19 protein-coding genes are annotated in these 17,405 nt (G+C 41.4%); 15 read left to right on the top strand and 4 right to left on the bottom strand.

Annotated features, from left to right (window positions below):
- The first annotated feature begins 194 nt into the window (after positions 1 to 194).
- The 12 genes from BP74_RS01990 to BP74_RS01935 all read left to right on the top strand — a co-directional run bounded on the left by BP74_RS01990 (position 195) and on the right by BP74_RS01935 (position 9,563).
- Positions 195 to 857, top strand: a complete 663-nt coding sequence (locus BP74_RS01990; protein WP_496370538.1) for an NADPH-dependent F420 reductase — start codon at positions 195 to 197, stop codon at positions 855 to 857.
- Between the two features lie 30 nt (positions 858 to 887).
- Positions 888 to 1,472, top strand: a complete 585-nt coding sequence (locus tag BP74_RS01985; protein ID WP_496370536.1) for a YceI family protein — start codon at positions 888 to 890, stop codon at positions 1,470 to 1,472.
- 11 nt (positions 1,473 to 1,483) lie between these two features.
- Positions 1,484 to 1,957, top strand: a complete 474-nt coding sequence (locus tag BP74_RS01980) for a DoxX family protein (protein ID WP_496370534.1) — start codon at positions 1,484 to 1,486, stop codon at positions 1,955 to 1,957.
- Between the two features lie 11 nt (positions 1,958 to 1,968).
- On the top strand, positions 1,969 to 2,619 hold the full coding sequence (locus BP74_RS01975) for an NAD(P)-dependent oxidoreductase (RefSeq protein WP_496370532.1): 651 nt from the start codon (positions 1,969 to 1,971) through the stop codon (positions 2,617 to 2,619).
- A gap of 33 nt (positions 2,620 to 2,652) precedes the next feature.
- The gene (locus BP74_RS01970) at positions 2,653 to 3,246 is read left to right on the top strand and encodes a DUF417 family protein (protein WP_496370530.1); all 594 of its coding nucleotides are present in this window, start codon (positions 2,653 to 2,655) and stop codon (positions 3,244 to 3,246) included.
- Between the two features lie 9 nt (positions 3,247 to 3,255).
- Positions 3,256 to 4,167, top strand: a complete 912-nt coding sequence (locus BP74_RS01965; RefSeq protein ID WP_496370528.1) for a DsbA family protein — start codon at positions 3,256 to 3,258, stop codon at positions 4,165 to 4,167.
- A gap of 3 nt (positions 4,168 to 4,170) precedes the next feature.
- Positions 4,171 to 5,052 (top strand): 4,5-DOPA-extradiol-dioxygenase, encoded by an 882-nt coding sequence (gene ygiD / locus BP74_RS01960; RefSeq protein ID WP_496370526.1) that lies wholly within the window; start codon positions 4,171 to 4,173, stop codon positions 5,050 to 5,052.
- A gap of 62 nt (positions 5,053 to 5,114) precedes the next feature.
- Positions 5,115 to 5,786 carry an alpha/beta hydrolase gene (locus BP74_RS01955; protein WP_496370524.1) on the top strand — a complete coding sequence of 224 codons (672 nt, stop codon included), beginning with the start codon at positions 5,115 to 5,117 and terminating at the stop codon, positions 5,784 to 5,786.
- A 47-nt stretch (positions 5,787 to 5,833) separates the two neighbouring features.
- Positions 5,834 to 6,625, top strand: coding sequence for a glucose 1-dehydrogenase (locus tag BP74_RS01950; RefSeq protein WP_496370522.1), 792 nt, complete (start codon positions 5,834 to 5,836; stop codon positions 6,623 to 6,625).
- A 74-nt stretch (positions 6,626 to 6,699) separates the two neighbouring features.
- Positions 6,700 to 7,677, top strand: coding sequence for a ring-cleaving dioxygenase (locus BP74_RS01945; protein WP_496370520.1), 978 nt, complete (start codon positions 6,700 to 6,702; stop codon positions 7,675 to 7,677).
- A gap of 111 nt (positions 7,678 to 7,788) precedes the next feature.
- The gene (locus BP74_RS01940) at positions 7,789 to 8,409 is read left to right on the top strand and encodes an alpha/beta hydrolase (RefSeq protein WP_496370518.1); all 621 of its coding nucleotides are present in this window, start codon (positions 7,789 to 7,791) and stop codon (positions 8,407 to 8,409) included.
- Between the two features lie 221 nt (positions 8,410 to 8,630).
- Positions 8,631 to 9,563, top strand: a complete 933-nt coding sequence (locus tag BP74_RS01935) for an NAD-dependent epimerase/dehydratase family protein (protein WP_496370516.1) — start codon at positions 8,631 to 8,633, stop codon at positions 9,561 to 9,563.
- 105 nt (positions 9,564 to 9,668) lie between these two features.
- On the opposite strand, the gene BP74_RS01930 is transcribed toward BP74_RS01935, so the two are convergent.
- Both BP74_RS01930 and BP74_RS01925 read right to left on the bottom strand, forming a co-directional pair.
- Positions 9,669 to 10,313, bottom strand: coding sequence for a trimeric intracellular cation channel family protein (locus tag BP74_RS01930; protein ID WP_496370514.1), 645 nt, complete (start codon positions 10,311 to 10,313; stop codon positions 9,669 to 9,671).
- 18 nt (positions 10,314 to 10,331) lie between these two features.
- Positions 10,332 to 11,597, bottom strand: coding sequence for a M20 family metallopeptidase (locus BP74_RS01925; protein ID WP_496370512.1), 1,266 nt, complete (start codon positions 11,595 to 11,597; stop codon positions 10,332 to 10,334).
- Between the two features lie 301 nt (positions 11,598 to 11,898).
- On the opposite strand from BP74_RS01925, the gene BP74_RS01920 reads away from it, so the two are divergent.
- From BP74_RS01920 to BP74_RS01910, 3 genes are all read left to right on the top strand, one after another.
- Positions 11,899 to 12,471: an ester cyclase gene (locus tag BP74_RS01920; RefSeq protein WP_496370510.1), complete on the top strand. Its 573-nt coding sequence runs from the start codon at positions 11,899 to 11,901 to the stop codon at positions 12,469 to 12,471.
- Positions 12,472 to 12,544: 73 nt separating this feature from the next.
- On the top strand, positions 12,545 to 14,173 hold the full coding sequence (locus tag BP74_RS01915) for a pyrroloquinoline quinone-dependent dehydrogenase (RefSeq protein WP_496370508.1): 1,629 nt from the start codon (positions 12,545 to 12,547) through the stop codon (positions 14,171 to 14,173).
- 39 nt (positions 14,174 to 14,212) lie between these two features.
- Positions 14,213 to 14,791: a YceI family protein gene (locus BP74_RS01910; protein ID WP_496370506.1), complete on the top strand. Its 579-nt coding sequence runs from the start codon at positions 14,213 to 14,215 to the stop codon at positions 14,789 to 14,791.
- 157 nt (positions 14,792 to 14,948) lie between these two features.
- Here BP74_RS01910 and BP74_RS01905 read toward each other — a convergent pair whose 3' ends face one another.
- The gene (locus tag BP74_RS01905) at positions 14,949 to 16,733 is read right to left on the bottom strand and encodes an RDD family protein (protein ID WP_496370504.1); all 1,785 of its coding nucleotides are present in this window, start codon (positions 16,731 to 16,733) and stop codon (positions 14,949 to 14,951) included.
- A 285-nt stretch (positions 16,734 to 17,018) separates the two neighbouring features.
- The coding region (locus BP74_RS01900; protein WP_496370502.1) for a hypothetical protein at positions 17,019 to 17,405 on the bottom strand (387 nt) is incomplete at its 5' end.

Raw genomic sequence — 17,405 nt, 5'->3', positions numbered from 1 at the left:
GGCGGTGAAGGAAAAAAGCCGAAAGGCAACTCTCATTTACAGGACTGTTAAACAATACCCGGTATCCTGCCAGGTTCAAACAGCTTCATCCAGGTCAACGCTTTTCATTGATATATGTCAATAGCATTTCTTATCCCATAACAATGGAGGGGGGCATGGTGTTGCGGTAGCTTTGTGTGATCAATTTAAAGATTATGCAAACGAAACAAACCATAGCAATAATAGGAGCCACGGGTAACATGGGTTCCGCCATTGCAAGATCAATTGCTAAAGGTCCCTACAGGTTGCTCTTAAAAGGCAATAAACAGGAAGACCTGGATATATTGGTAAAAGATATTACAACTAAAAATGTTAACGCCGATGTTGAATCAGCAGTTTGTCCCACAGAAGCCAGCTGGGAAGCAGATATCATCATCCTGGCCGTGCCGTTTGGAGCGGCAAAGGAAATTGCCCCAAAGATCAGGGAAGTGGCCAACCAGAAGATCGTGATATCTATTGCCAATCCACTGAACGAAACCTACAATGGTTTGGTAACCCCAACCGATACGAGTGCAGCCGAAGAATTGCAAAAACTGCTGCCGCATTCTAAAGTAATCAAGGCCTTCAATACCACGTTCGCGGCGGATTTTTCCACACCGGTCATTAACGGAATCCAGGCTGATGCATTCATTGCCGGCAATGACAAAGATGCCTTGCAAACTGTTGCAGAATTGGTGACCACTGCAGGCTTTAATCCTATTGTGGCAGGTGATCTTCCTGTTAGCAGAACATTGGAAAACATGCAGCTTTTACTGATACAGCTTGGTATGAAATACAATTACAACTGGTTAGCCGGCTGGAAAATTTTACATAATTAAACTTTCAATAATTAAAACAAAAAAAACAAAATGAAAAAATTAGCACTGATTCTCGCAGCAATTGTTACGTTAACGGCTTTTACCACAGTTTTACCAACATGGCAGAATGATGATCCGCATTCACAATTAGGATTTACCGTGACACACCTTGGTATCAATGACGTTTCAGGAACCTTTAATGACTTTGATGTAACAGTACAATCTTCAAAGCCTGATTTTAGTGATGCCAGCATTGAGATGACAGCTAAAACTGCCTCTATTGACACAAGAGTTGAAGCGAGAAATAACCATTTGAAAAGTGCAGACTTTTTTGATGTGGAAAAATACCCCACATTGAATTTTAAAAGCACTTCTGTTAAACCCGCAGGTAAGAACAAATACAAACTAACAGGTGACCTGACTCTTCATGGTATTACCAAATCAGTTACAATGGACCTGTTGTACAAAGGAACTGTTGAAAACCCAATGAGTAAAAAACAAACAGCAGGTTTCCAGGTATCAGGCACTATCAAACGTTCTGATTTTAATGTAGGTCCAAAATTCCCTGCACCAATGATCAGTAATGAAGTAAAGATCAAAGCTGACGGCGAGTTTGTTCAAAATGAAACCAAGTAAAATCTATATCAATGAAAAAAATAGTAAGTATAAATAAAGCAGATAACGTAACTGACATGGCCTTGTTAATCGCAAGAGTGGGTATAGCAGGGCTGATGTTAACGCATGGTATTCCAAAGTTGCTCATGCTTTTATCAGGAGGTCCCATACAATTTCCACCAATGATGGGCATGAGCCCGGAACTTGCCTTGGGTCTTACCGTTTTTGCAGAAGTTGTTTGTTCCATATTGATATTAACAGGCTTAGTCACAAGGCTGGCAACAATTCCCCTGATCATTACCATGTTGGTAGCAGTGATCATGGTTCATGGATCTGATCCTATAGGCATAAAGGAGCCTGCTTTACATTACCTGCTGGTATACATCGTATTGCTGTTGGCAGGCAGCGGTAAGTATTCAATCGATTATTTACTGCAGGGCAAAAAGTTGAATACTAATTATGCCGTCAAAAAAGTTCAGGACCCGACATTAGCTATTTACCAATAAACTCATTTAAAATGAAAGTTGCATTAATAGGTGCGTCCGGGTTTGTAGGGACTGCCATTTTAAAAGAATTGTTACAAAGAGGTCACCAGGTTACGGCTATAGCCCGTAACCCTGGTAAAATACCACTTGCTGAAAATGTTAAGTCGCTTTCTGCAAATGTTTTTAATGTGCCTGAAATAATTGATGCGGTAGCAGGATCTGATGCGGTAATCAGTGCTTACAATGCAGGATGGACAAATCCCGATCTGTACACTGAATTTTTAAAAGGAGCCCAAACTATCCAGGAAGCTGTTTTGAAGTCAGGCGTAAGGCGATTGATCGTAGTAGGAGGTGCGGGAAGTTTATTCATTGCTCCAAACCAGCAGATTGTAGATACGGAAGGCTTTCCTGCAGAATGGAAAGCCGGGGCACTGGCAGCAAGGGATTACCTTAATATGCTTAAAAAAGATACAGAGCTTGAGTGGACATTTTTGAGCCCGGCCGTGGAAATGCACCAGGGTACTTCCGGAACAAGGAAAGGAACCTATAGAACAGGATTGGAGAACCCGGTCTTTGATGTAAACAGCAGAAGTATCATTTCAGTTGAAGACACCGCCGTTGCCATTGTGGATGAATTGGAGAAACCAGCACATATCCGCCAACGTTTCACGATAGGCTATTGAGCAATTCCTGGTAATAATTAAAAGAGTATTATAATGGAGAAACTATTAAGGTTTGCCGCATCACTTTATCATACAGGTATTCATCTTGTACGGATAGGTTTGGTAGTGGTCCTGCTTTGGATAGGTGGGTTAAAAGTCTTCAAATATGAAGCCGTTGGTATCGTCCCTTTTGTTGCCAACAGCCCGGCCATGAATTTCTTTTATACCTATGATGCACCCGAATACAAAAAGCACATGAACAAAGAAGGTGAGTATAAGCCGGAAAATATAAACTGGCACAAGGAGAACAATACCTATATATTTTCTTATGGTTTAGGAATAGTCATTGTGCTGATTGGGTTACTCATTGCTTTGTATCCTGTTTTTCCGGCAGTATCGGCATTAGGAAGTTCGCTTGCTTTCATCATGTCTTTGGTAACGCTTTCTTTTTTAGTAACCACACCCGAAACATGGGTTCAGCCATTAGGAGATAATGAATTTGGCTTTCCTTATTTAAGTGCTGCCGGCAGGTTAGTGATTAAAGATGTAATTATGATGGGTGCAGGGATAGTTACTATGTCACAGGCTGCAAAAAAATATTTTGATGATAAAATAATTGCGGGTCAACCAGGAAAATTTAAAGCATAAAACTGTTGTATGAAAGAAAATATAATTGGAGGGATGAGTTGTGATACAGAAACAGGAATTTGTGAAATCCCCCGGGATTTTACGGATAACAAACAGGGAATCGTAAACAAGCCAGTCAGGCTTTTATACTTTACCGATCCCATTTGTTCTTCCTGTTGGGGTATTGAACCTCAGCTTCGTAAGTTGAAGCAAGAGTACGGGGAATATTTTCATGTAGAATATAGAATGGGAGGGTTGCTCAAAAGTTGGAGCGATTATGGGGGAAATGATGTAAGCGGTCCGGGAAGTGTAGCACAACATTGGGAAGAAGCCAGTGCATACTACCAGATGCCCATTGATGGGGAAGTGTGGAATGAAGATCCGTTACATTCATCTTTTCCGCCAGCTATTGCATTCAAAGCTGCACAATTGCAGGGCAATTATAATGCAGAACGATTCCTTAGAAGGATTAAAGAAATGGTATTCATTGAAAAAGTAAATATCTCTAAAATGGATAACCCGGTAAAAGCTGCGGAAAATGTTGGGTTGGATATAGTACAGTTTCAATCAGATGTAGAAGATGGTGCAAAGCAATTATTTGAAGAAGACCTTTTGATGACAAGAGAATGGGGTGTCAGAGGGTTTCCCACTATAAATTTTATTGATGAAGAGGACAACCGTTTTAAAGTGTATGGAAGTAAGCCTTACCATGTTTATGAGCAAGCCTTACTGAAATTAGTCACGGGACCGGTTCACCGAAATACCGCTTCTTCTTATGAAATTATTTTCACCCAATATAATACAGTGACATTAAAGGAGTTCGCAGTATTTTATGAGGTGGATTTTGAAAAAGCAGAAAATATTTTGCATGAGCTGGAACAGCAAAAGGTAGTGAAGAGAATGGTCACTAATGCAGGTTCCTTATGGAAAGTCAATAATTGATACATGAAAAGAGATCAATTCATTACAACATTAATAACAGGAGCAATAGGTATGACAACAATATCAGCATTCAAAACATTTACCAATGGCCTTGGCGAACAGGAGCAACAGATGCCTGTCCTGTTCATAGGTCATGGTTCGCCGATGAATGGAATTGAAGACACGGAATTTAGTCGCAGGTGGACAAAGATGGCCAAAGAGATCCCAACGCCCAAAGCAGTTCTGGTAATATCAGCCCATTGGTTTACAAAGGGTACCCAGGTAACCGCCATGGACTTTCCAAAGACCATTCATGATTTTGGTGGTTTCCCGCAGGCTCTTTTTGATGTCCAATACAAAGCACCCGGGAACCCGGTATTGGCAAAAGAAACGGCCGACCTTTTGCATTCAGCACATGTCGAATTGGACCATGACTGGGGTTTGGACCATGGCACATGGACGGTGGTAAGGCATATGTATCCTGAAGCCAACATCCCGGTATTGCAATTAAGCATTGACTATACAAAAGGTCCCCAGTACCATTATGACCTGGCAAAAGAGTTATATGCGCTTAGGAAAAAAGGTGTACTGATCATCGGTAGTGGCAACATGGTGCACAATCTGAGAATGGTGGCATGGGATAAATTGAATGATGCTGCATATGCCTATGATTGGGCGATACAGATGAATGAAACATTCAAGGAGCTGATACAATCCGGAAACCATAAACCCCTGATCAATTACTCCAGTTTGGGCCGGGAAGCAATGCTTGCCATACCTACCCCGGAACACTACCTGCCCTTGATGTACACGTTGGGCTTAAAGACCAATAAAGATGAAGTTTCTTTCTTTAATGATAAAGCAGTGGGTGGTTCACTTACTATGACATCAGTGAAATTGGGTTAATGGTGTTCATGTAATGTGTTCCTGAGCTGTTGATCTATTTTTTAATTCAACAAAATATTCAGATGACACGATCTATAATTGACACAACCGCTGACCACAAAACAGATTTATCCTTAACATACCTGGTAAGGGAACCTATACAGGCATCAAATAAAGCCAGGGCCATTATTTTATTACACGGCGTTGGCAGCAACGAGGAAGACCTCTTTGGTCTTGCCAGCCAGTTGCCTGCTGACATGTATATCATCAGCCCAGGAGGTCCTTTTATATTAGGTCCCGGCAGGTATGCCTGGTACAATGTAGATTTTTCCACGGGCCGGCCCATCATACAATCAGCACAGGAAGCCGCGAGCAGGGAAAAGATCCTAAGCTTTATTCGTGAAGTCAAAGAAAAGTATCTTATAGACGAGTTGTACCTGGGCGGATTCAGCCAGGGTGCCATTATGAGCTACAGTATCGGGCTTACACATCCCGGCGCAGTGCGGGGCATTATATCTTTTAGCGGCAGGATACTGGATGAGGTTCGGCCCCTGGTGCAAAATGATAATTACCTTCAACAGTTGAAAGTGCTGGTTGCACATGGCGTACTGGATAATACCTTGCCCATTCATTATGCCAGGGAAGCTAAAGTGTACTTAGAAAGCCTCGGCGTTCAGTTAACCTACCATGAATACCCGATAGGACACCAGCTTAGCAACGAAGTGTTGCCTGATCTGAATAACTGGCTGGGATGATCCTTATCCGTTCCTATTATTACCCTTAACATTTTAAAAAAATCATTATGAAAAGTTTTGAAAATAAAGCAATCATCATTACCGGTGCGGCAATGGGATTGGGTCTTGCTGCTGCAAAAGAACTGGCAGCCATGGGTGCTCAGTTGACACTGGTGGATTACAATGAAAAAAGCCTGCTACAGGCCCGGGAAGATATCAGCAAACAGTTTCCTGGTAGTAAAATCATTACTGTTATTGCCGATGTTTCCAAGGAAGAGGATGTAAAGAATTATGTGGATCAAACAATAAAAGCATATGGTCGTATTGATGGATTGTATAACAATGCAGGCATTGAAGGTCGGCAGGCAAGCATGACGGAGTATGACCTGGGAGTTTTTAGAAAGGTAATTGATATTAACCTGATGGGTGTGTATTTCGGAATGCGTTATGTTATTCCGGTCATGCAAAAACAGAACTATGGTCGCATTGTAAATGTGGCTTCTGTAGGCGGTATACGTGGTGTGCTCAATCAATCAGCCTATGTTGCCACCAAGCATGCCGTTTCTGGTATGACCAAGAACGCGGCATTGGAATTTGGAAAATATGGCATCACAACTAATGCCATTGCACCCGGAGCTATTTTGACACCCATGGTTGCAGAAGCATTCAAACAGGTAAACCCGCAGGATCCGAAAGCTGCTGAAACAGAATATGCCAAGGCAAATCCTACAAAGCGCTTAGGTCTTCCTGAAGAAGTGGCCAAAGTGGTAGCCTTCCTTTTAAGTGATGACGCTTCTTATGTAAGCGGGCAAACGATTGCCATAGATGGCGGACAATCGAATAGCTACGGAATTGTATAGAAGTTTATGATTTATAACCAATAAAGAGGCTTCCTATTTACTATAAAGCCGAAAGAAAATTGGAGAAAATAACCATGAAGCAAATAAAAGGGGTACACCACGTTACAGCCATCACCAGCAGTGCAGAAAAAATATATACTTTCTTCACCACGGTGTTGGGGATGCGCTTAGTAAAAAAGACAGTGAACCAGGATGATATACAAACCTATCATTTGTTTTTTGCGGATGATAAGGGAAGCGCAGGAACGGATATGACCTTCTTTGATTTTCCTGGTATGTCAAAAGGTGTGCATGGCAAAAATGAAATATCAAAAACCTCCTTCCGGGTTCCAACTGATGCTGCCTTAGCCTATTGGATAAAAAGATTTGACCGCCTTAATGTGGCACATACCGGTATTGTAGAACAATTTGGTAAGAAAACTCTTTCGTTCTCTGATTTTGATGACCAGCAATACCAATTGATTTCTGATGAATTCAATAAAGGGATAGCATCTGGTACACCGTGGCAGCAAGGTCCGATTCCGCTGGAATATGCCATTACAGGACTGGGGCCGGTGTATGTACGCATTTCCAATTTTGCTGCTCTAAAAGCAATGCTGTTATCGGCCTTACAATTTAAAGAAACAGCACAGGAAGGCTCGTTTCATTTGTTTGAAACAGGGCAGGGAGGTAATGGGGCTTCTGTTATTGTGGAACAAAATTCAGAACTGCCCGAGGCAAGGCAAGGGTTTGGAACAGTACACCATGCGGCTTTCCGTGTAGAGGACAAACAGGAATTAGAAGAATGGATCGCCTGGTTAAACCAGTTAAGATTGCCGAATTCCGGATTTGTAGATCGTTTCTTTTTTCAATCCTTATACGCAAGAGTAGCACCGCAGATCTTGTTTGAATTTGCCACAGACGGTCCAGGCTTTATGGGAGATGAGCCATATGAAACCCTGGGTGAAAAGTTATCATTACCCCCGTTCCTGGAGCCGCAACGTGCAGCCATTGAAAAATCAGTTCGGCCCATTGATACCACCAGGAGTACAAAAGAGTTCATTAAAGAATAAAATACAGCAACAATATTGGCATGTATAAAAAAGACCGGTTTCGGAGCCAATAATGGAAGGACAATAAACGCAGGTATATAGATAAATTCATACCACTCATTCTTTCAAACTATGCATCAAAAAAAATTCATAACTGCAGGTAGGGAAATAGCTCCCTCTAATAAAGTGCTGATCATGTTGCATGGGAGGGGAGGCAGTGCAGAGAATATTTTGTCGCTTTCTTCGCATCTCGATGTTAAGGATTACGCATTGATTGCCCCACAGGCAACGAACAATAGCTGGTATCCGTATTCTTTTCTTGCACCGCCTGCCCAAAACGAACCCTGGCTTTCCTCAGCCCTGCAACTGATCCGGGAACTGGTAGATGAGATCATTACCAAAGGCGTTGCAACAGGGAATATTTACTTCGCCGGCTTTTCACAGGGAGCTTGCCTGGCACTTGAATTTGTAGCCCGTAATGCAAATAGATACGGCGGTGTGGCAGCCTTCACCGGTGGATTGATTGGCGATAAGATCTACAATGAAAATTACAAAGGCGATTTTCAACATACCCCTGTGTTTATTGGTTCCAGTAATCCAGACCCTCATATACCTGTTGAAAGAGTTTACGCTACAACCAATATTTTGAAGCAAATGCATGCTGTTGTTACTGAAAAAATATATTCCAATATGGGACACACTATCAACCAGGATGAAATTGACCAGGTAAATAAGTTGATTTTTACAAAATAAAAAAAAAGACATGGCCAACCATTCCCGGAATGTTGAACTGGTATCCGTAAGGTTTGTAAACTATGTGAACAATGATTGCGCTTTAGCGAAAAAATGAAGTTTTTATAATTAATGTTGAGGGTGTTTATTACTATAACAATTAGGAACAAAGGCAATATCTTCACGCCCGAACTATCAGCATAAGCTTTGTAGTTACACTAATACTTACCTAATATCGCAACATGCAAACAATTATTGGTTCAGGTGGAACAATCGGGCTACCACTTGCCAGGGAACTGAAAAATTATACCAGTCATATAAGGTTAGTAAGCCGAAACCCGGTTAAGGTGCATGAGTCAGATGAATTGTTCCCGCTGGATGCAAATGACCTGGGAAGAATTGGTGCTGCTGTTTCGGGGAGCGAAGTTGTATATGTAACCATCGGTTTTACCTACAACTTAAAAGTATGGCAGTCAATTTGGCCTCCATTTATGCAGGCGGTTATAAATGCTTGCAAACTGCATCAGTCAAAGCTTGTTTTCTTTGACAATGTGTATATGTATGCAAAATCAGCTATTCCCCATATGACGGAAAATTCACCATTAGATCCTCCGGCTAAGAAGGGGATGGTGAGAAAACAACTACATGACATGATCATGGAGGAAGTTGAAAGATCTGGTTTTAAAGCTCTTATTGCACGGTCAGCAGATTTTTATGGTCCTGATACCAGCAAAAGTGTACTTGCCGAAACGGCAGCCAAAAACCTTTTAAAAGGAAAGAAAGCCCAGGCATTTGGTGACATGAATAAAATTCACACCTATACATTCACACCCGATGCAGCAAAGGCAACAGCCATCCTGGGAAATACGGATGATGCTTACAACCAGGTTTGGCATGTACCCACCACTAAAGAGAAATTGACAACTAAGCAATGGATTGAATTGATAGCCCATGAACTGGGCGTTGCGCCCAAAATTCAGAAAATACCTACCTGGATGCTGCATGTTTTGGGATTATTCATTCCGGAGTTGAAAGAATTTCCGGAAATGATATATCAATACGAAGACGACTACATTTTTGACAGTAGCAAATTTGAAAATAGATTTGGGATCAGCGCGACACCACCCAGGGAAGGAGTGAAGATCATGATCGACTATTTAAAATCAATCAAGTAGCCGGGGAAGGGAAGGGAATGAGCGTTGCATAGATATACAAAGCTAGTTGTATGCCGGAAAGAATTCTCGCAGAGCTGTGAAAGCAATAGAAGTCCTGCAGGATTATTATTTAGCCCTTTCTTTTAAATGATTGGTAAGAGGCTCAGGTAGATTCCAATGATAGCGAAGAGACAACATTCTTAACAGGAAACAGGTGCTCAATCCAATGATGGAAACCCAATCATTAGCTAACCATTTCTGGTAACTTCCCAACACTACAATCAACGCACCTGTTAAAGCGGCTGATGCATATATTTCTCTTTCCAGGATAACAGGGATCCGGTTGAGTAAAATATCACGGAGTACTCCGCCACCCACAGCTGTTGTAATTCCTAAAAGAATGGCCACCTCGCCATTATGACCATAGGAAAGTGCTTTTTGTGCACCCGTTATGGCAAATAAGGATAAGCCTGCAGCGTCGAAAAGAAGCACAGGCTGATTGATACGTTGAACTATAGGATATAAACTAACAGTCATGACAGCAGCAATTAATGCTGTGGCCAAATAATACCAGGTTGTCATACCTGCAGGAGGAATGGCTCCAATGCAAAGATCACGGATGATTCCACCGCCACAGGCAACTACATAGGCGATGGCACAAATTCCAAATAGATCAAGGTTTCGTTGCCTGGCAGCCGTGGCACCGCTGATGGCAAATGCAAAAGTTCCTGCCAGGTCAAGAAAAATATATAACGAATGCAGTTTATCCATTTGTAAATACAAAGTTGCTTATTTGAACCAGGCAAAGGCTGCAGTCATCATGGCCTGCAAACCCGTCTTTAATGTTGGATGTATGACTGGGGCAAATTTGGGAGAATGATTACTGGGTATAGAATTAATAGTATTGTTCTTTTTAGCCTCTCTGTATGTTTCAGGATCTGTTCCACCAACAAACCAGAAAACATAAGGTACTTTCCAGTTTCTGCCAAACACGCTAAAATCTTCACTGGCAGATGCCGGCTGGGCTTCATACGACCTGTTGCCAAATTGAGCATGAAAGGCCTCCGCTAGTTTTACTGTTGCCTCTGTATCATTGTCTGTAATAGGATAACTGTCAAGAGTGGTGAATTCAGGATCCTTTGGTGCATTGGATGCAGCGCATTCTGCACAACAGATTCGTTTTACTGCAGAAAGGATATGGTCTCTTACCCCATCATCAAATGTGCGGATGTTCAATTTCAAAGTAGCATCTTCCGGAATAATATTCTCTTTTGTGCCTGCCTGTAGCGCACCAATGGTCAGCACAGCATTTTCAATAGGAGCCACCTCCCGGGATATAATGGTTTGCAGGCGCAGCGTTGTTGCTGCAGCCATGATCACTGGGTCAATAGAGGTTTGGGGAGAAGAACCATGTGCACCCCTTCCAAATAATTTCACCTTAAGACTGTTGCCTGCTGACAATATAGGACCACTACGATAGCAAACAGTACCTGCTTCGCCTACCATTACATGCTGGCCCAATATGATTTCCGGTTTCGGGAAGCGGGACATCATGCCATCATCAATCATGCCCTGCGCGCCACGACCAACCTCTTCCCCTGGCTGAAAAACAGCCATCAGGGTTCCGTTCCATTGATCCCTATGTTCTGAAAACAACCTGGCGATACCCATTAACCACGTAACATGCAGGTCATGTCCACACACGTGTGAAACGCCTACCTCCATCCCTTCCTCATCCCTGGCCACTTTCGTACTTGCATATGGCAAACCGGTTGTCTCGGTAACAGGTAGCGCATCCATATCTGCCCGAAGCATTACTACAGGACCATCACCATTCTTCATGATGCCAACCACTCCTGTTATTCCTATGCCGGTTGAAACCTCATATTGATACCTGGATAAATAATCTGCCGCTATTTTAGCCGTTCGGAATTCCTGCATGGACAACTCAGGATTGCGATGAATGTCTTTGTATATACTTTCTAACTCCGGAAGCAGCTCATCAATCAACTTATCCATTTGATCGTTCATTTTCTTCACTTGACTAATTTCCATTGTTGCATTTTTATAATCGGAATTAAATTTTGGCGTAATAATTCATGTTGGAATGACTTGCAATATTGTGGCCATGAGAATAACGGGTAGTAACACTTTATAAATGACTTAACTCATCCTTACATGCTTACTATTCATATTCTCTTTTCAATGGTTGAGTAAATAGTAATAACTTTATTTACTCCATTTTTATTATAAGTATCTATCTGTCTCTTTAGAATTAACTACGCAATGACAACTATCAATAGTTCCATCCAGGTCGTCTGCAAACGCATATTCCCACACACAAAAATTCTCTGCAATGGTAAAAACAACAATTATTCTTACTGCTTTAGTTTTATCGTTTACGGGTTTGATATCCTGCAATAGTGGTTCCAACACTACCGCTAAAACTTCAGAAAATAATCCGGGTAACGAAAATGTATCCGCTAATAATGATCAATTGACGCAGGAGCGTTTGAGACGTTTCGACTCGCTTGACTTTCAATTTTACAGCCACCAGGAATGGGATTCATTTGCTGTTAGCCACGATGCCAATATCAAAGTCTATTATCCGGATGGTACAGTAACTACAGGATTGTATCCACAGCATATAGATATGCTCACACCCATGTTTGCCTTTGCTCCTGACACAAAGATTACGAGTCATCCAGTAAAGTTTGGGGCCGGCGACTGGACAGCCGTTATTGGAATTATGGAAGGCACATTTTCAAAACCAATGAATGTGGGTAATGGCAAAACTATTCCACCAACAGGTAAAAAATTTAAGCTGAGTATGTCCACCATCGGGCATTGGAAGGATGGCAAAATGATAGAAGAATACCTTCATTGGGATAACCAGTCATTTATGAAACAGATCGGTTTAGGGCAATAAAATCTTCTGCCATTCCTTAATGATTCCTCAACTTAATGGACATTGAAAAAATAATAAAACCAGGAGGTAACACATGAGAAAAAGAATAGTGCTCCCTGTAAGGGTGATTCTTGTCTATATGGCAACCATACTTTTGGTATTTCCAACTATTGCGCAAAATATAAATGTTTCAATAGCTGACTGGCCTTCCTACAATAGGACACTCGCATCAGATCGTTTTTCTCCGCTCAATCAAATCAATACTGGCAATGTGAGTAAACTGCATTTGCTGCATAGCTTTGACCTTGGTAATGATGTAGGAAGCCTGCAAACTGGTTTGGTGGTAATTGATGGTATCATGTATTTTACCACAGATACTTCAACCTATGCTATTCATGCTGAAAGCGGAAAACTTAAATGGAAATCAACCCGTCCCTTAACAGAACAAAGCATGTTAAAGGTCAATCGTGGTGTAGCCTATTTTGATGGTAAACTATTCAGAGGTTCTTCAAATGCACATGTATATGCACTTAACGCAGCCGATGGTAAACAATTATGGGATATAAAACTGGACGTTGCCGCTCCGGGCATCACAACTCCTATGGCGCCAATAGCATGGAATGGCATGGTGTTCATTGGCAATGCAGGCGGTGACAATTCAGGAATTACGGGCCATGTGTACGCGTTGGATGTCAATGATGGGCATGTGATCTGGTCGTTTAATGTGGTGCCTGAAAGCGGGCCTGCAAAAGCCACCTGGCCAGCGGCTGCTAAAGGTATTTCCATTTCCGGGGGCGCATTCTGGACCAGTTTTTCATTAGATGAAGAAAATGGCGTGCTGTATGTTCCTGCAGGTAATCCTGCCCCTGATTTTGATGTAAAAGTGCGGGAAGGAGACAACTTATACTCCAACTGTGTGATTGCACTGGATACAAAAACTGGTAATTTATTGGGATATGTTCAGTTGGTTCGCAGAGACCTGCATGACTGGGATGTTTCTACTGCCCCTGCGCTGATCATTACAAAATCGGGCAGGAAGATTATTGCTTCTGCTAATAAGGATGGAGTGCTTTCTGTTATTGACAGGACTGGAGTAAAGACTTCCGCTTCAACTTCAAATATCGAAGATGCCCTACAGTTTATGTATGCAGTTCCAACTACTACCCGTGAGAATTCAGATATTGAGTTATCGCGGGAACAATTTACACACTTCAAACCCGGTGTATTAGGCGGATCGGAATGGAACGGAGCAGCTTATTCTCCAGCCCTGGACCTGATTTTTGTAGGTGCAGTAGATTGGGGGGTTAAAGGAAAAATGCCTCCATTAGATTCAGCTAGGATGGCCCCTGAACCTGGCGGGGTCTGGATGGGAGGCACATATGTTTTTGATCCACCTTCTGAAGCAAAAGGATGGCTCAATGCATTCAATGCCAAAGATGGCAGTGTTCGATGGAAATTTCAAATGCCAGCTCCTGTTCTTGCTGGTGTTACGCCAACAGCCGGTGGCCTGGTATTTTCCGCGGATCAAAAAGGCGGATTCTATGCTTTTAACGCACAAACCGGGAAACTTCTTTGGAAAACTTCAACGGGACTTCCTAATGGTGGAGGAATAATTGCTTACTCCGTAAATGGTAAACAATATATCGCTATAGCGGCAGGAATGAAAGCGTTGGTATGGCCCGGCGCTTCTAAAAAAAGTGAAATTCAGATATATGGCCTTTAATGATGGAATGTTTTCTATTCACTCTTTTAATACAGAGACATGAAAAAATTACTGGCAGTTGTAATGATCCTGGGATCATCCAATATTTTATGGGCCCAGGCCACTTCCTGGAAATCAGATCCATGGCATTCTAAATTAACCTTTACAGTTACGCACAAAGGGTTTTCGTCCATCTTTGGATTGTTTCAAAAATTCGATGCAACCGTGACATCCACAAAAACGGATTTCAGTGATGCCATGTTTAATCTTTCGGTTGAAGTTGCATCTGTGAACACAGAAGTAAAAATGAGGGATGATGATTTAAGAAGCCCGAATTTTTTTGATGTGGCTAAATACCCTGAAATGACTTTCAAGTCTACCTCCATAACCAACACAACAGGAATGAAAGACAGATTTAAAATTACCGGCAACCTTACCATGCATGGCGTTACTAAACCTGTAACGATGGATCTGTGGTTCAGGGGTGTGATTTATGACTCCATGTCTAAAAAAAATAAAGCAGGTTTTCAATTAACAGGAATTCTAAACCGTACAGACTTTCATGTTGGCCCTCCCGATCCATTGGATATCAGTACAGATGTTATGATAAGAGCTGATGGAGAATTTTTTAAGCAGTAGATCAGGTAAAGAAATGTTTATTACTGATCAAAAAATGTCCGTGAAACCATCATTCACTTTAGTTAAAATACTTACTGTTGTAATGAAGAATAGAAAGATCCTGGCAGGCATATGCTGAGAAAGGGTACCTGGCTTATGATAAAGATACTTCCTGAGTTTAAATATTTTTTTGCTGTGATTTGGGGACGCGTGGTAAGATCAGTAGCAGCAATGCAATGATTACATTGAACAGCAATAGGATTGAAACACCTATGTTCACCAGGTTATATACACCAGCATATATTAATGGATCTCTCACTACACGTTCATTTGGATATTGATTATAATGGTTTATTTGCGATTGAAAGCTTTTTACCAAAGCAGGGCTGATATAGGAAGCCCGCTTCAAAATCGTGTCCTGGAATGCTTCAAACTCGTAGGGGAAACCATTTTTTTGAAAATGCTTACCAAGTGGTTGATAAAATATAAATCCTGTGAAGACATCTTTGTAAAACACATTTGTGCCTTTATAAAACGCAGCATCAAACTGTTCCTCACCAAACGGGCTGCCAGTTAAGTTAAATCCTGTATTTGGATCATCTGCCAATGCAAATGCGCGATCCCATTTGCCATTTTGCAAAGGGGTAAACATATAACCATATTGGATAGAAATAGAATGGAGAAAAACATTGGCGACCTTACCCGGGTGCAACTTCATCAGGTAAGCTGTTGTACCCATATATTCCCTGGCAAACCTATCATTCTTATTTTCTTCCAGAAGTCCATAACCGTGACGGGTATTCATGATCACCAATGCTTTGTGCCGCTTCTGAAATACAATAGTTTTATTGTACGGTAAAAGAACATGGAGGGCCATAAGGCTGTCGCGATAAGGATTGGTATAAGCATTCAGAAACTTTTGGTGGGTCATTACCCGCCAATCTACAGGCAGGTCCGTAAAATACCAGTTGATCTTGCTGCTGTCATGTAGTTTACTATTAATTTTATTTACGGACTGCAACAGGTCAAATAAGTTGGTATTTGTCCAGAGTGGCCACACAGCATTGCTGTTGCGTTGCAAAATGGCTGTGGCTTTATTAAGTGCGGCTTCAGAATTAAAAGTAGAATGCAGGTACGAGTTTAAGCTGTCCTGATAGCTGATAGAACCACATTCGGTGAAAAGGTTACCGATGCTATCTGTAAATCGTTTATCTGCTACAATTCTATTAATTAATTCGTACTGTGAATATTCAGAATGAACCCGCTCTGAAAGAACCACAATGTCATGCGTTTTGAAAAGATCGAATACGTAATCTACCGGGTCTTCCTTATGTTGCTTAATGAATCGCGCGTAATCTTTGACTTCTTTTGTGTCTGGGTACTGGGGGAACTCTTTAATGGCGCTATTAAAATGTACAAATTTGGAATAATTGCTTACAGATACTCCTGAAATGATCAATAGGAAAATTGAGAGGAACGCTGCTTTTTTGCACCGGGGAGTGGAATAGTCCCGGATGGTTATCATACCTGAAAAAACTTCCCACCACTGTTTTTTTACAACTATAAAGAACAAAGAGGAGATCAGGAAAATTATAACGCCCACTATTGCCGCATTTATAACAGACCAAATGGGGAAAAATAGCTTGATGATAAAGAATGGAACCATAATTCCAATAAACCATTTTAGAATGATCTCCCGCAATAGCATATTCCTTACCGTAATGGTATTGTTGCCCAGGGTGGTAACAGAAAGGTTTGTAAGGAATTTGGCAAGTGTTTTTCCTTTAAAAAATAAATAGCAAATCAGGTAATAAAACAAAAATGTGCTGGCAAAAATGATTGGAAAACCAATAAAAGTAAATTCCCAAATAAGCATTTGCAACAGCAAAGACAAACTATAAACAACGGAAAGATCAATGAGTGCGGACCATATTCTACTCCAAAAAAACAGTTTTGGTTTCATGAAGAATGAGTAAATCCAGTTTCTTATCAATTGAATTTACTGACTGTTAAGGTCAAATAATTCCTATATAAATTTTATGACCATAGTCATTGAATATTAAAATCCTATTCTTCAAATAGAATTAACGTTTACCAACAATGAACAATTAGGAATTGCCCTATTCCATAGGGACCCCATAATGCTCTATAACCTAAAGCAATGGTTTGACCTATAGAAATGTCTGCATATAATAGTTCCGTTTAACCTAAAGAACTACAAACTACACACTACACACTACAAACTTCCTTAAACAGCATGTTTAAGGAGAAAGAAAGGTACCTGGTAATCCGCTGGAAAGTCTCCCTCAAACCTGATGGTCCAGTCATAATCATCCATGTACAATTGTAAGTACTCGGTGTCTTCTGCACTCAGGGGTGCTTTCACTGTAATCTCCAGCTTGTTCTTCATCTTCTTTTCCTTTTGCGGCTTTGGCTCTTTGAGCCTTCCTGCCAGCTCCTGTTCAAAGGAAGAGAGCAAAAGGGTAAACTGCTCATTGGTTAAGGAAGTACGCTTTTGTTCTGTAAGGAAGGTATGCAGGGCTGTGAATACCCCTGGTTTATCCATTCCCTGCTTTAAACAAACGATGGCTATGGTCCTTACCTGTTTAAACAACTGCCTGTACCTTCTTTTAAC

Source organism: Flavisolibacter ginsengiterrae DSM 18136 (assembly GCF_059568575.1).
This window is presented reverse-complemented; position numbering and strand designations above follow the sequence as displayed.